The 13868-nt window shown below is 67.8% G+C and carries 14 protein-coding genes; 8 read left to right on the top strand and 6 right to left on the bottom strand.

The genetic code is table 11. The annotated features are described in order from the left end of the window. The 4 genes from AC0MAZ_RS19030 to ampC form a co-directional block, all read right to left on the bottom strand. Complete coding sequence (locus AC0MAZ_RS19030; protein ID WP_475858846.1) at positions 1 to 780, bottom strand: DNA/RNA non-specific endonuclease; 780 nt, start codon at positions 778 to 780, stop codon at positions 1 to 3. 138 nt (positions 781 to 918) lie between these two features. Beyond that, on the bottom strand, positions 919 to 1251 hold the full coding sequence (locus tag AC0MAZ_RS19025) for a hypothetical protein (RefSeq protein WP_186714050.1): 333 nt from the start codon (positions 1249 to 1251) through the stop codon (positions 919 to 921). 307 nt (positions 1252 to 1558) lie between these two features. After that, positions 1559 to 2182, bottom strand: a complete 624-nt coding sequence (locus tag AC0MAZ_RS19020) for a glutathione S-transferase family protein (RefSeq protein ID WP_475858845.1) — start codon at positions 2180 to 2182, stop codon at positions 1559 to 1561. Position 2183: 1 nt separating this feature from the next. Next, positions 2184 to 3323, bottom strand: a complete 1140-nt coding sequence (gene ampC / locus AC0MAZ_RS19015) for a class C beta-lactamase (protein WP_475858844.1) — start codon at positions 3321 to 3323, stop codon at positions 2184 to 2186. Between the two features lie 142 nt (positions 3324 to 3465). Between ampC and AC0MAZ_RS19010 the strand changes: the two genes are divergently transcribed. Beyond that, a complete protein-coding gene (locus tag AC0MAZ_RS19010) occupies positions 3466 to 4461 on the top strand; it encodes a bile acid:sodium symporter family protein (protein WP_232855571.1) in 996 nt (331 codons plus the stop codon). 137 nt (positions 4462 to 4598) lie between these two features. Here AC0MAZ_RS19010 and gspI read toward each other — a convergent pair whose 3' ends face one another. Beyond that, positions 4599 to 4958 carry a type II secretion system minor pseudopilin GspI gene (gene gspI / locus AC0MAZ_RS19005; RefSeq protein WP_244670987.1) on the bottom strand — a complete coding sequence of 120 codons (360 nt, stop codon included), beginning with the start codon at positions 4956 to 4958 and terminating at the stop codon, positions 4599 to 4601. A 148-nt stretch (positions 4959 to 5106) separates the two neighbouring features. Here gspI and gspG point away from each other — a divergent pair, with 148 nt between their 5' ends. The 7 genes from gspG to gspF are packed head-to-tail and all read left to right on the top strand — an operon-like array spanning position 5107 to position 12927. After that, positions 5107 to 5553 carry a type II secretion system major pseudopilin GspG gene (gspG, locus tag AC0MAZ_RS19000; RefSeq protein WP_475858843.1) on the top strand — a complete coding sequence of 149 codons (447 nt, stop codon included), beginning with the start codon at positions 5107 to 5109 and terminating at the stop codon, positions 5551 to 5553. A gap of 24 nt (positions 5554 to 5577) precedes the next feature. Then, positions 5578 to 6510, top strand: coding sequence for a type II secretion system minor pseudopilin GspK (gspK, locus tag AC0MAZ_RS18995; protein WP_475858842.1), 933 nt, complete (start codon positions 5578 to 5580; stop codon positions 6508 to 6510). Beyond that, entirely contained in the window at positions 6507 to 7427 is a 921-nt protein-coding gene (gene gspL, locus AC0MAZ_RS18990) for a type II secretion system protein GspL (RefSeq protein WP_475858841.1), read from the top strand. Before gspK ends, gspL begins: the two co-directional genes overlap by 4 nt. Next, complete coding sequence (gene gspM / locus AC0MAZ_RS18985; RefSeq protein ID WP_475858840.1) at positions 7417 to 7938, top strand: type II secretion system protein GspM; 522 nt, start codon at positions 7417 to 7419, stop codon at positions 7936 to 7938. The genes gspL and gspM overlap by 11 nt, the downstream gene beginning before the upstream one ends. Continuing rightward, positions 7935 to 10304 carry a type II secretion system secretin GspD gene (gene gspD, locus AC0MAZ_RS18980; protein ID WP_475858839.1) on the top strand — a complete coding sequence of 790 codons (2370 nt, stop codon included), beginning with the start codon at positions 7935 to 7937 and terminating at the stop codon, positions 10302 to 10304. The genes gspM and gspD overlap by 4 nt, the downstream gene beginning before the upstream one ends. After that, positions 10301 to 11722, top strand: a complete 1422-nt coding sequence (gspE, locus tag AC0MAZ_RS18975; RefSeq protein WP_254464145.1) for a type II secretion system ATPase GspE — start codon at positions 10301 to 10303, stop codon at positions 11720 to 11722. The genes gspD and gspE overlap by 4 nt, the downstream gene beginning before the upstream one ends. Next, a complete protein-coding gene (gene gspF, locus AC0MAZ_RS18970) occupies positions 11722 to 12927 on the top strand; it encodes a type II secretion system inner membrane protein GspF (protein ID WP_203652338.1) in 1206 nt (401 codons plus the stop codon). The genes gspE and gspF overlap by 1 nt, the downstream gene beginning before the upstream one ends. Here the strand turns inward: gspF and AC0MAZ_RS18965 are convergent. Further along, positions 12908 to 13834: a LysR family transcriptional regulator gene (locus AC0MAZ_RS18965; RefSeq protein WP_203652339.1), complete on the bottom strand. Its 927-nt coding sequence runs from the start codon at positions 13832 to 13834 to the stop codon at positions 12908 to 12910. The two genes, gspF and AC0MAZ_RS18965, sit on opposite strands and share 20 nt — an antisense overlap. Between the last annotated feature and the right edge of the window lie 34 nt (positions 13835 to 13868).

Below are 13868 nucleotides of genomic sequence, written 5' to 3'. Positions count from 1 at the left end.
TTATTGTCGATCACAGCCGGCCGGCATTGGCCAAGTCTGGACCGGGCGCTGGTCTTTCAGGGCCTCCGGCACCTCTATCGGTGCCTCGCCCGGGCCGAGCAACGCCTCGATTTCACGAACGCTGCGCAGGTATGGGTCGAGGTCGGTGCCCAGCCCGGCCTGGTGCGGGATCCACCAGGCGATGACCTGGGGCTTGCCCTGGTCATCCTCGGTCAGCAGCACCTTCCAGAACACCTCGGGCGTGGCAATGCCGTGGGACGTGACAAAGGCGTCGTTGTCCAGTGCCGCGCCGGCATGACCAAACACCACGCCACCGATCACCGTCACCGGGTGCAGGTCGCGGTAGCACTCGGTGAGCAGCTCGGTCTGGTACCAGGTGCGGCTGTTGTGTGAAGCCAGTTGCGGAACGATGTTGCTCATCAGGTTGGAGGCATCCATCGCCACGCGGTCGTCGTCGAAATGATTGTTGGCCGCCAGGTGTCCGCGGTGGTAACCCTTGGGTGTCGAGTAAGCCTTGGCCGAGAACTGACCCCTGCAGCCCTCGGGCAGACTACGGTCGATACGGAAGTTGTCGATGCGCTGCAAATGGCCCTGGTCTTTCCATAGGGTGAACGCGAAGCGGTGCGGCTCGCCGCGCTGACAGTCGTACCAGAGCCGGAAGCGGCCGTGATCGAGCAGGGTGAGGGGCGGGGCGGCGGGTTCGGGAGCCGGCGGGGAGGGCAGGCGCGGGGCGCAGGAGGTCAGGCTGAGGAGCAACAGCAGGAACAGCAAACGGCGCATGGCGCGTCTTCCTTGATCAAAGGCGCGGGATGGTACAACAGTCTGCGGATCGGTTGCCTGTGAAAGGGCTGGCCATCAGGCATGAAAAAGCCCGGCCTTTGCGGGCCGGGCTCAAGCAACGGTGGACTGCCGAGGCATTCAGTTCAGCGAGTCGATCACCTTGATTGCCTGCCGCTCGCGGGCGGCGGGCCATTCTTGTTGCAGGGTCTGCAGCACGCGACCGACAAAGGAAGTGTCGGCGGCGGCCTTCCTGCCGACGTAGCCCTGGCCACGGCGGTAGACCTTGAAGCGGGCGCGCATGCTGGGCATGTGCGATTCGAATTCGGCTTCAACCGTGTTCGGCGGCAGGCGATCCAGACGGACCTCGCCGGACTGGCTGACCCACAGCAGGTGGTCGTCGAGGCTGTCCTTGCGTGCGGCGAACAGCCGGGCCAATTGGTCGATGGTTGGATTGTTGTTCAAGTTCATCATAAAGCCCCCATTACTCTCATTCGTTGGTGAAGTTCGGCTGAAGTTCACATTCGGCGCCACACCATGTAGCGCGCTAACCAAGGCTGCTACAGCAGCATCGCAACAGGGGCTTTCTCACGCTGCCTTCTGGGCAGTTTCCCTCTCCACGGACGGCCTGCGTTACCGCGCAGGCCGTCTGGAACACCCTTGCCACCGCTCCCGATCGGGGAGACGGCCTCATCATGCACAAGGCGCGGGAAGGGCGTCAACAGGTTTGTAGTGATTATTTTTGCTCACTACATCTTGTCGGACAATCCTGCCGGTTCTGTCACGCCAGTCCGTTGTCGCCGTGCTCGAGGTAGCCGGGGCGTTGGCGCAGCCGCTCATGATAGGCCTCCAGCGCCGGCAACTCGGGGTGCTCCAGGGGCGTGCGCCGCCAGCGGTTGAGGGACAGGCCGATGGCCACGTCGGCGAGGCTGAAGGCGTCGCCGGCGACATAGGCGCCGGTGGCCTGCAGGCGTGCTTCGAGCAGGCGCATCCTGGCCGTCCACTGGGCGCTGCTGGCGGCCAGCAGCGCGGGGTCCTGGTGCGCCGGCGACTGGCGCACCAGCGACATGAACGGGTAGCGCCAGGCGTCGTTGAGGTCGGTGGCCTGCCAGTCGAGCCATTGGTCCACCGCGGCGCGGGCGCGGGGGGCGCCGGGGTAGAGCGCCTCGCCGTCGTACTGGTTGACCAGGTAGCGCAGGATGGTATTGGACTCCCACAGCACGAAGTCGCCATCGACGATCACCGGCACCATGGCGTTGGGATTCAGCGCCAGGAACTCGGGCGTGTCGGTGGCGCGAAAGCCGCTGCCCCAGTCTTCGCGCTGGAACGGCAGGTTCAGTTCGGCGCAGGTCCACAGTACCTTGCGTACGTTGATCGACGAGGCCTTGCCAAGGATCTTCAGCATGTCACGGCTCCAGGCTGGAAAGGATGCGTTGCGCGGCGCGCACGCGTTCTTCGTTGGGGTAGTTGCGGTTGGCCAGCAGCACGATGCCCATCTGCCTGGACGGCACGAACGCCACGTAGGCACCGAAGCCGCCGGTGGCGCCGGTCTTGTTGTACCAGGCGGCAGGCTCGGCGGGCAGCGCCGGGTTCAGCGCCTGGATCGGGTTTTCTCCGCGGATGATCTTGTCGCCGTTGTATTCCAACAGGGTGTCGAGGCTGACCGGGTAGGGGTAGCGCTCCCAGCCCAGACCCTGGGTCATTGCGCCGACCTGGAAGTAACCGGACTGGGTGATGGCGATGGCCTTGCGCATGACCGGGTCGAGGGTGTCCGGTTGCAGCTGCAACTGCACATAGCGCAGCAGGTCGCTGGCACTGGTCTTGATGCCATAGGCCTGCTCGGCATAGGGGCCCGGGTTGACCCGCACCGGCTTGTCGTTGGCGTCGTAGCCTTGTGCGTAGAGCCCGCGGGCACTGGCCGGCACCTCCAGATAGGTGTGCTTGAGCCCAAGGCGGGGCAGCACCTGTTGGGTCATCAGTTCGGCGAAGGGCCGCTGTTGGGCGCGGGCCGCGAGGTCGCCGAACAGGCCCAGGCTGGGGTTCGAGTAGCAGCGGTGGGTGCCGGGCGCGAAGCGGCGTTGCCAGTGCTGGAACCAGGTCAGGGTCTGGGCCGGCGTCTGCACCTCATCGGGGAACTGCAAGGGCAGGCAGTCGCCGCTGTAGGCCCCCAGTTCCAGCACGCTGGCGCTGCCGATCGAGGCTTTGGCCAGGGCCGGCTGGTAGCGGCTGGCAGGGGCCTGCAAGTCGAGCTTGCCTTCGGCGCTGGCCAGGGCGGCGAGGGTAGCGGTGTAGGTCTTGCTCACCGAACCGACCTCGAACAGCGTGTCGCGGCTCACTGCCTGGCGGCTGGCCTTGTCGGCCAGACCGTAGTTGAAGTAATGCGACTGGCCGTTGGCATACACCGCCACGGCCATGCCGGCGATGCCTCGCTCGCGCATCAGCGCCGGGATCACGTCATCGACGGTGGCTTGCAGGTCGTTGGCCAGCAGCGGCGGCGCGGCCAGCATCAGGGTGGCGGCCAGCAGCAGGCGTGGGGGGCGTTTCATGGTGGGGCGTTCCTTGTCGTGGATCAGGGGCGTGGCGAAGCGAGGTGTCCGTTGGGCGACACCGACAGGGGTTCCGGCGTTAGCGGCACAAGGGCCAAGACCTTATCGTCCAGGCTTGCACAAAGACAAGACGGAAACTGTGATGAGATATCTACGGATGCTGTTCGACAACTTTACCCTGGCCCTGCTCGGGGTGGTGTTCATCGCCACCGTGCTGCCGTGCTCCGGCGAGGGGGCGGTGCTGTTCGGCTGGCTGACCAACCTGGCCATCGGCCTGCTGTTCTTCCTGCATGGCGCCAAGCTGTCGCGCGAGGCGATCATCGCCGGTGCCGGTCACTGGCGCCTGCATTTGCTGGTGTTCTCCTGCACCTTCGTGCTGTTCCCGTTGCTGGGCCTGGCGTTCAAGCCGCTGTTCGTGCCGTTGGTGGGCAACGAGCTGTACCTGGGCGTGCTGTACCTGTGCGCCTTGCCGGCCACGGTGCAGTCGGCCATCGCCTTCACTTCGCTGGCCCGGGGTAACGTGCCGGCGGCGATCTGCAGCGCGGCGGCCTCGAGCCTGCTGGGGATCTTCCTGACGCCGCTGCTGGTGATGCTGTTGCTGGGCGCCTCGGGCGACACCGGCTCCGGGCTGGACGCGGTGCTGAAGATCACCCTGCAGTTGCTGGTGCCCTTCGTCGCCGGGCAGGTCGCCCGCCGCTGGATCGGCGCCTGGGTCAAGCGCAATGCGCGTTGGCTGAAGGTGGTGGACCAGGGTTCGATCCTGCTGGTGGTTTACACCGCCTTCAGTGAAGCGGTGGTCACCGGTCTGTGGCATACGGTGTCGCCGCAGCATCTGGCCGGGCTGTTCGCCGTGTGCGGTATCCTGCTGGCGGTGGTGCTGCTGGGCACGCGCTTGCTCGGGCGGCTGCTGGGATTCAATGTCGAGGACCGCATCACCATCCTGTTTGCTGGTTCCAAGAAGAGTCTGGCGACAGGCGTGCCCATGGCGCAGGTGTTGTTCGTGGGGGGCGGCATTGGGGCGATGATCCTGCCGTTGATGCTGTTTCATCAGATCCAGCTGATGGTCTGCGCGGTGCTGGCGCAGCGGTATGCGGCGCGGGTGGAGGAGGGGCATCCTGAGGTGCGCGCCTCGCTGTAAGGATCATCCCTGAAGGCCTGGCTGTAAGGATGCGGTGGGAGCGGGCTTGCCCCGCGATAGCGATTGCCTGGGCGAGCGCTATCGCGGGGCAAGCCCGCTCCCACGAGTTCGCTCTCACGAAGGCGTCCGATTCACATTCACTGACCCACCAACGTCTGCAATCGCGCCAGCGCCGGCCCTTCGCGCTGGCGGTCGAAGACCAGCAGCGACACTTCCAGCATCGCCCCCGGCGCACGCGACAAGCGTTGCTCACAGCGCAGGCGCAAGCGCCCCTGGTCGCATTCGAACTGTCTGACGCCTGCCTTCGCGCCGCCCTCCAGGCGCAGCTCGGCCAGGCGCCCCTGGGCCGCCAGCAGGGCCAGTCCCTTGTCGCGCAACAGCCCGTTGCCCTGGGTCATCAACCCGGTGGCACGCACGGCGGCGGCCATGGCCACGGCGACGATGGTCAGCGCCACCAGCACTTCGATCAGGGTGAAACCGTCCTCGGTGGTGCGCACGGGAACTCCATTCGCGCAGGCCAAAGCGGCACTGTAGAGCGGCGCGATGACGGTTTGACGACGCCGACTCCCGAGCTTTTTCAATATCCGTGACATACCGGCTTGCCACAATCGGCCCCCGATTCGAACTCACGCAAGGAATGCCGAGATGCAGATCGACCGCCGCAACATGCCCGCCCACCGTATCCGCCAGCAAGGCTTTACCCTGATCGAGATCATGGTGGTGGTGGTGATCCTCGGGATTCTCGCGGCGATGGTGGTGCCCAAGGTGCTTGATCGCCCCGACCAGGCCCGCGCCACTGCGGCGCGCCAGGATATCGGCGGGCTGATGCAGGCACTCAAGCTGTACCGGCTGGACAACGGCGCCTACCCCAACCAGAACCAGGGCCTGAAGGTGCTGGTAGAAAAACCGGCCCAGGCCAAGGACGGCCAATGGCGCGCCTACCTCGACCGCCTGCCCAACGACCCATGGGGGCGCCCGTACCAGTACCTGAACCCGGGCGCCAACGGCGAGATCGATGTGTTCTCCCTGGGCGCCGACGGCCAGGCCGGCGGCGATGGGGTGAATGCCGACCTCGGCTCCTGGCAGTTGTGACCGGCCATGGCGCGCCAGGAGGGCATGGCCGTGATCAGTGCGTTGCTGATCGCTGCGGTAGTGGCGGTGATTGCCGCCGGCATGATCGAGCGTCAGGGCTTGCTGACCCGTCAGGTGGAGAATCGCCAGCTGGCATTGCAAGGCCAATGGGCCCTGGAAGGCGGCTTGCAGCTTAGCCGCCAGGTGCTGTTCGAACAGCGCCTGCGCGATCCGCTGGTGCGCGGCGGCCAGCCCTGGTCACGCCCGATGCGCGATGTGCCGTCCGCCAGCGTGCGTTTCGACGGGCAACTGGAGGACGAGCAGGGCAAGTTCAACCTGCGCAACCTGGTGGTCGATGGCCAGGTAGACGCCGAGGCGTTGGCGACTTTCCAGCGTCTGTGCGCGCTGATAGGGGTCAATGAGCGACTGGCCACGGCCATTGCCGGGCAGGTGATCGATAGCTACCCACAGCGTCCGCTGGCCACTCCCGCCAATGCCGGCTTGGGCCTGGCCAGCGGCCGTGCGACTTCACCGGCCAGCGCCGACGAAGCGTTGCCGGCCAGGCGCCCGATGTTGCGCAGCGTCGAGGCCCTGGCCGGGCTCAAGGGCATGGATGGCGAAGCCCTGGCGCGCCTGCGCCAGTTCGTCACGGTGCTGCCGGCGCTGACCTGGGTCAACGGCAACACCGCCAGTGCCGAAGTGCTTGCCGCTCAGGTGCCGGGCCTGTCGTTGCAGCAGGCCGCGGCGTTGGTGGCTGAACGTGACGGCGGGCGCTGGTTCATCAATCGCGGCGATTTCGTCAATCGCCTGCGCATGCCATCCCTGGCCATGGCCAACGTCCGGGTGGGGATCAACAGCGACTGGTTCCGCCTGCATGGCCTGGCGCGCCTGGGCAGTCGCGAGCTTCCCCTGCAGGCGCTGCTGCGCCAGCGCGAGGGGCAGTTGCCGGATGTCATCTGGCGCCGGGTGGGCGCATGAGCACGGTCATGGAGGTATGGCTGGCACCGCTGGCCGAACTGGACGAGGCGTCGGTGCTGGAGTATCGCCTGGCTGATCGGCACGGGCAGGCGAGCCGTGGACAGTTGCTTCGGCAGGCCAAGGGCGCGCCCTGGCGTCTGCACCTGCACGAGCAGGATAGCCTGGCCCTGGAGATCGCCATGCCACCCCTGGCCGGCAAGCGCCTTACGTCGGCCGTGTGCTGCGCGGTGCAGGGGCTGGTACTGGGTGATGCCGGGCAGGTCCATGTCGCGCATGGGCCGCGTCGGGCCGATGGGCAGGTCGCGGTGGCCTGGCTCGGGTTGACGGAACTGGCGAGGCTGCAGGCGTGGTTGCAGGCCGATGGCATCAGGCCGGCTGGATTGTACGCCCGACAGGACGATGCCCTGTCGGCGGCGGATCTGTGCGGCGGGCTGGCCGGGCCGACGAAGCCGATGGCCTGGGGGCGCACGTTGGGCATCTGGGCGGCGGCAACGTTGGTCTGGTGCCTGGGCCTTAATCTTTACGCCGCGCACCTGATTCGAGAGGGCGAAGCATTGCGTACCCGCATGGTCACACAGGTGCGCACGGCCTTCCCGCAGTTGCCGGTGGTGCTCAACCCGTTGCAGCAGGCGCGCCAGCAACTGCAGGGCGGGCAGGGTAGCGCGGCGGCGGGGCTGACGGCATTGCTGGAGGGTGCCGGGCAGGTCATGCCGTTCCTGGCCGGTAATGTCGAGGCCATGGATTACCAGGATGGCCAGCTGCGTATTACCCCCTTGCCCGACGGCGGCAAGGTCCCGGCGGACAGCGCCTGGCAGGCTGATCTTGCCGCCCGTGGCATCGACGGCCAGGCCAGCGGGCAGGGCTGGACACTGCGAGCGGCCAATCCGTCTGGCGAGGAGCTGGCCCATGTCGATTAAGGCGCGCCTGGCTACCCTGCGTGCGCAGGGGCGGCAACGCTGGCAGGCCCTGGCCGCGCGGGAGCGCCGCGCCGTCGCCCTGGGCGGCGGTCTGCTCGGCGTGCTGTTCTGCTGGCAGGTGCTGGTCCAGCCGGCCCTGGCCCGGATCGACCACTGGCAAGCCGAGACACCCAAGCTGCGCGGCCAGGCCCAGGCGCTCGACGCACTGCTCGGCGAGCGCTTGGCGCAGCGGCCCGCAGATACCGCCCTGGCATTGCGGCAAAGCCTGGAACAGGCCGGCCTGCTGGCACAGACACAGCTCGATGCCGAGGGCGATGCCTGGCGCCTGAGCTGGCAGCGGGCCCCGGCCGAAGCGGCGATGGCCTGGCTGCAGAGCGTGCCGCCACGGCTCGGCCTGGACACCGGCCAACTGGCGCTGCGCCGCAATCCGGCTGCCGAGCCGGGCAGCCCGGTGACCTTCTCCGGAACTCTTCGCATGGATCAGGCGCATGGCGCTAAGGACCCTTCATGACGTGCCTCCGTTCACCGCGACTGCCGTTCGCGCCCTTGCTCCTGGCCTTGGCGCTCAGTGCCTGCGCCAGCGCGCCGAGCGCGCAACGCCCCCTGGCCAGCAGCGAACTGGGCCGCCCGCTGGCCGAGGCCGGCGCCTCGTCGGCCGGGCTGGATCATCGTGCGCAGCCAGAGCCGCAAACACGCCCGGCAACGCGTCAGCCTGCCCCTCGGGTCGGTCAGCGCCACAGCCGCGCCGTGGCGACGCCGCCCCAGGCCAATCCACTGGGTGACCAGCCGGTACAGCTGAACTTCGTCGACGCCGATATTCAGGCGGTGGTACGCGGCCTGTCCCGTGCCACGGGGCGTCAGTTCCTGGTCGATCCGCGGGTCAAGGGCCAGCTGACCCTGGTCTCCGAGGGCGAGGTGCCCGCCAGCAAAGCCTATGGCATGCTGTTGTCGGCCCTGCGCATGCAGGGTTTCAGCGTGGTCGACGTCGGCGGTGTGGCCCAGGTGGTACCGCAGGCCGATGCCAAGCTGCTCGGCGGCGCACTGGTGACGGGGGACCGCGACGCCGGCAACGGCATGGTCACCCGCACCTTCCGCCTGCAATACGAGAACGCCGTCAACCTGATCCCGGTGCTGCGCCCGATTGTCTCGCCCGACAACCCGATCAATGCCTACCCCGGCAACAACACCCTGGTCGTCACCGACTACGCCGAGAACCTCGAGCGGGTGGCGCAGATCCTCGACCGGGTCGACATTCCCACGGCCATCGACACCGATGTGGTGGCGATCAACAATGGGATCGCCAGCGACATCGCCGGCATGGTCAATGAACTGCTCGACAGCCAGGGCAGCGACCCGACCCAGAAGATCAGCGTGCTGGGCGACCCGCGTTCGAACAGCGTGGTGATCCGCTCCGGCAGCCCCGAGCGCACCCAGCTGGCCCGCGACCTGATCTACAAGCTCGACAACGCCCAGAACAGCGCCGGCAACCTGCATGTGGTGTACCTGCGCAATGCCCAGGCCGACAAGCTGGCGCAGAGCCTGCGCGGGCTGCTGACCGGCGAGAGTGACACTGCCGGCAACGACACCACGCGTGCGCTGCTCAGTGGAGGCGGCATGCTCACCGGCGGCAGTAGCAACGGCGCCAACGGCAATGGCAGCAGCACGCAAGGCAACAGCGCCAACAACAACGCCAGCAGCAGCCGTGGCAGCAGCCAGGGCGCCGGCACGACACCGAACGGCTATGGCAGCACCACCCAGCAGAACGACCAGGGCACCGCGTTCTCCGCCGGTGGCGCGACCATCCAGGCCGACAAGACCACCAACACCCTGCTGATTTCCGCGCCCGAGCCGCTGTACCGCAGCCTGCGCGAAGTCATCGACCAGCTCGACCAGCGCCGCGCCCAGGTGGTGGTGGAAAGCCTGATCGTCGAAGTCGGTGAAGACGACGCCAACGAGTTCGGCATCCAGTGGCAGGCCGGCAACCTTGGCAAAAATGGTGTATTCGGCGGCGCCAACCTCGGCGGCAGCGGCTTGGTCAAGGGACCCAGCAGCATCGACGTGCTGCCGAAGGGGCTGTCAGTGGGGGTGGTCGATGGCACGGTGAAAATCCCGGGCATCGGCGAGGTGCTCGACCTCAAGGTGCTGGCCCGTGCGCTGACGAGCAAGGGCGGCAGCAACGTGCTGTCCACGCCCAACCTGCTGACCCTGGACAACGAGGCGGCGAGCATCTTCGTCGGCCAGACCATCCCCTTCGTCAGCGGCCAGTACGTTACCGACGGCGGCGGCAACAGCAACAACCCGTTCCAGACCATCCAGCGCGAGGAGGTGGGGCTGCGGCTGAACGTGCGTCCGCAGATCTCCGAGGGCGGTACGGTCAAGCTGGACGTCTACCAGGAGGTCAGCAGCGTCGACCAGCGCGCCTCCAGCGCCGCCGGCACGGTGACCAACAAGCGCGCCATCGACACCAGCATCCTGCTCGACGATGGCCAGATCATGGTCCTGGGCGGCCTGCTGCAGGACGGCTACACCCAGACCAACGAGGGCATTCCGTGGCTGTCCGGGCTGCCGGGGGTCGGTGCGTTGTTTCGCAGCGAGCGCCGCGCCAGCAACAAGACCAACCTGATGGTGTTCCTGCGCCCTTACATCGTGCGCGATGCGGCGGTCGGGCGCAGCATCACCCTGAACCGCTACGACTTCATCCGCCGCGCCCAGGGCAGCCTCAAACCCGAGCATTCCTGGGCCTTGCCGGACATGGACATGCCGCTGTTGCCGCCAGTGGAGCAGGGCGTGCCCGACCAGGGCCGCGCCCAGCCGGCGGCGCTGCGCGCACCACGGGCCGCGATCCGCGCGGTGCCGGTGGACGAGGTGGCGCGTTGAGCCGCTTGCCATACGCCTGGGCCAAGGCCCAACGCCTGGTGCTGCAGGTGGATGGCGAGGCCGGTGCGGTGCTGTCGCGCTGCCCGTCGAGCCCGGCCTGGGCAGTGGCCGAAGTGCGCAGGCGCCATGGCCAGGTGCTGGTCGAGGCGCTCGACGATGCGCAGATGGACGCGCTGCTGGTCAGTGCCTACGCCGACACCGGCAGCGCGGCGGCGGTGGTGGGCGCGGCGGAGAACGAGGTGGACCTGGATCGCCTGCTGCAGGACATCCCGGAAGTCACCGACCTGCTCGAGGCCCAGGACGACGCGCCGGTGATCCGCATGATCAACGCCTTGCTCACCCAGGCCGCGCGCGACCAGGCCAGCGACATCCATATCGAGCCGTTCGAGAGCCATTGCCTGGTGCGCTACCGGGTCGACGGCACCCTGCGCGACGTGGTTTCGCCGCGCAAGGCGCTGCACGGCGCGCTGGTGTCGCGGATCAAGATCATGGCGCAGCTGGACATCGCCGAAAAGCGCTTGCCCCAGGACGGCCGCATCGCCCTGCGCGTGGCCGGGCGACCCATCGATATCCGCGTCTCCACCGTGCCCACCGGTCATGGCGAGCGGGTGGTGATGCGCCTGCTCGACAAGCAGGCCGGACGCCTGCGCCTGGAAGCACTGGGCATGGACGCAGGCCTGCTGGCGCGGCTCGACCAGCTCATCCGCCAGCCCCATGGCATCGTGCTGGTCACCGGCCCCACCGGCTCGGGCAAGACCACCAGCCTGTACGCCGCGCTGGCGCGGCTGGACGCCAGCGTCAGCAACATCCTCACCGTGGAGGATCCGGTGGAATATGACTTGCCGGGCATCAGCCAGATCCAGGTCAACGCGCGTATAGACATGAGCTTCGCCGTGGCCCTGCGCGCCATCCTGCGCCAGGACCCGGACGTGATCATGATCGGCGAGATCCGCGACCTGGAGACCGCGCAGATCGCCGTGCAGGCCTCGCTGACCGGGCACCTGGTGCTGGCCACCCTGCACACCAACGACGCGGTGTCGGCGGTCAACCGCCTGGTCGACATGGGGGTCGAGCCGTTCCTGCTGGCCTCGGCGCTGCTCGGGGTACTGGCCCAGCGCCTGGTGCGCCGATTGTGCCCGCACTGTCGCGAGCCCGACCCGGCCACGCCCGGGCAGTACCGTGCGGTGGGCTGTGCGCACTGCAACCATTGCGGCTATAGCGGTCGTACCGGCATCCACGAGCTGTTCTGCGTGGACGACGAGGTGCGCAGCCTGGTGCATCAGGGCGCGGACGAACAGGTCCTGCGCGCCGCCGCCCGGCGCAACGGCATGCGCAGCATGCGCGAGGACGGCCAGCGCTGGGTCGACAGTGGCAGCACCTGCCTGGAAGAGATCCTGCGCGTGACACGGGACGCCTGATGAATCGCTATCGCTATGAAGCCGCCGATGCCCAGGGCCGCGTAGTCAAGGGCCTGCTCGAAGCGGACAGTCCGGCGGCGGCGATGGCCCAGTTGCGTGCCCTGGGCCTGACCACCCTGGAGGTCGAGGCCCAGGCCGCGGCCGGGCAGGGCAATGGTCTGTTCGGCGCGAAGCTGTCCGACGGCGACCTGGCCTGGGCCACGCGCCAGCTGGCCAGCCTGCTGGCCGCCGGCCTGCCGTTGGAAGCGGCGCTGGGTGCGACCCTGGAGCAGGCCGAACGCAAGCATGTGGCGCAGTTGCTGGGCGCGGTGCGCGGCGATGTGCGCAGCGGCATGCGCCTGGCCGATGCCCTGGCCGAGCGGCCACGGGATTTCCCCGAGATCTACCGGGCGTTGGTGGCGGCGGGCGAGGAGTCCGGCGACCTGGCCCAGGTGATGGAGCGCCTGGCCGACTACATCGAGGACCGCAACACCCTGCGCGGCAAGATCCTCACCGCGTTCATCTACCCCGGGGTGGTGGGGCTGGTGTCGGTGGGTATCGTCATTTTCCTGCTCAGCTACGTGGTGCCACAGGTGGTCAGTGCCTTCACCCAGGCGCGCCAGGACCTGCCCGGGTTGACCCTGGCCATGCTGGCGGCCAGTGACTTCGTGCGCGAATGGGGTGTGCTGTGCTTCGCCCTGTTGGCCGGGGTGTTCTGGGGCTGGCGGGTCTACCTGCGCGCGCCGGCGGCGCGCCTGGCCTGGCATGGGCGGATCCTGCGCCTGCCATTGTTCGGACGCTTCGTGCTGGGCCTGAACACGGCGCGTTTCGCCTCCACGCTGGCGATCCTCGGCAGCGCCGGGGTGCCGCTGTTGCGGGCTTTGGAGGCGGCGCGCCAGACCCTGGGCAACGACCGCCTCGACCAGTGCGTCAACGAGGCCACGGCGCGGGTGCGCGAGGGCGCCGGGCTGGCTTCGGCGCTGGCGGTGGAGAAGGTCTTTCCGCCGCTGCTCATCCACCTGATCGCCAGTGGCGAGAAGACCGGCAACCTGCCGCCGATGCTCGACCGCGCCGCCGACAGCCTGGCCAAGGACATCGAACGCCGCGCCATGGGCATGACCGCGCTGTTGGAGCCGTTGATGATCGTGGTCATGGGCGCGGTGGTACTGCTGATCGTCATGGCCGTGCTGATGCCGATCATCGAGATCAACCAGCTGGTGCAATGACCTGTTGCGCCACCTCCCACACCTGCTGGCGGAACCAGCCACGCAAGGGATCGGCGTGGGTGCGCGCGTGCCAGATCTGCATCACCTCGACGTGCGGCAGCACCAGGGGCAGGGCATGCAGGCGCAGGCCGGGGTCGCGCTCGACTGCCTCCATGGCCAGCGAGCGCAGGCAGGTCAGCAGCAGGTCGGTGCCACGCACCAGGCGTGTGGGGGCGATGAAGCTGGACAGCCCGGCTACCACCCGACGTTGCTGGCCGAGGGCCCGCAGGGCCTGGTCGACCCGGCCGTCGAGATCGCCGGTCAAGGTCGTCAACAGGTGGTCGCAGGCCACGAATGCCTCCAGGGTCAGGCCGTCGACCAACCTCGGGTTGTCGGCGGCGGCCAGCACCACGAAGTCCTCGCTGAGCAGCCGCTGCTGGTGGAAGGTGTCCGGCAGGTCGCTGTAGAAGCCGGCGATGGCCAGGTCGCAGGTGCCTTTCTCCAATGCCTCGCGGGGCAGGTCGCCCCGGGTGTTGTGGGTGATCAGGGTCAGGTTGGGCGCTTGGTCACGAAGAATCGGCAGCAGCCCGGGCAGCAAGGTCTGCTCCAGGTAGTCGGTGCTGTACAGGTGCAACTGGACCGGGCGTTCGAGGAAGTGCTCGCCGTCGCAGCGGCTGAAGAAGTCCTGCAGGTGCCCGATCAACTGTTGCACCTCGGGTGCCAGTTCGTGGGCCCTGGGGGTGGGCGTGAGGCCGCGTGGCGCGCGCACGAACAGCGGGTCGCCAAACTGGTGGCGCAGCTTGTTGAGCTTGTGGCTCAGGGCCGGCTGGCTGAGCGCCAGGCGTTGCGCGGCACGGGAGGCGCTGCGCTCTTCGTAGAGCACCTGGAACAGGTGCAGCAGGTTGAGATCCTTGTTACCGATATTCATATATTGGATCGCAGAAATAAGTTCTTTCGAATTA

It is taken from the genome of Pseudomonas sp. A (genome assembly GCF_056270345.1).
This window is presented reverse-complemented; position numbering and strand designations above follow the sequence as displayed.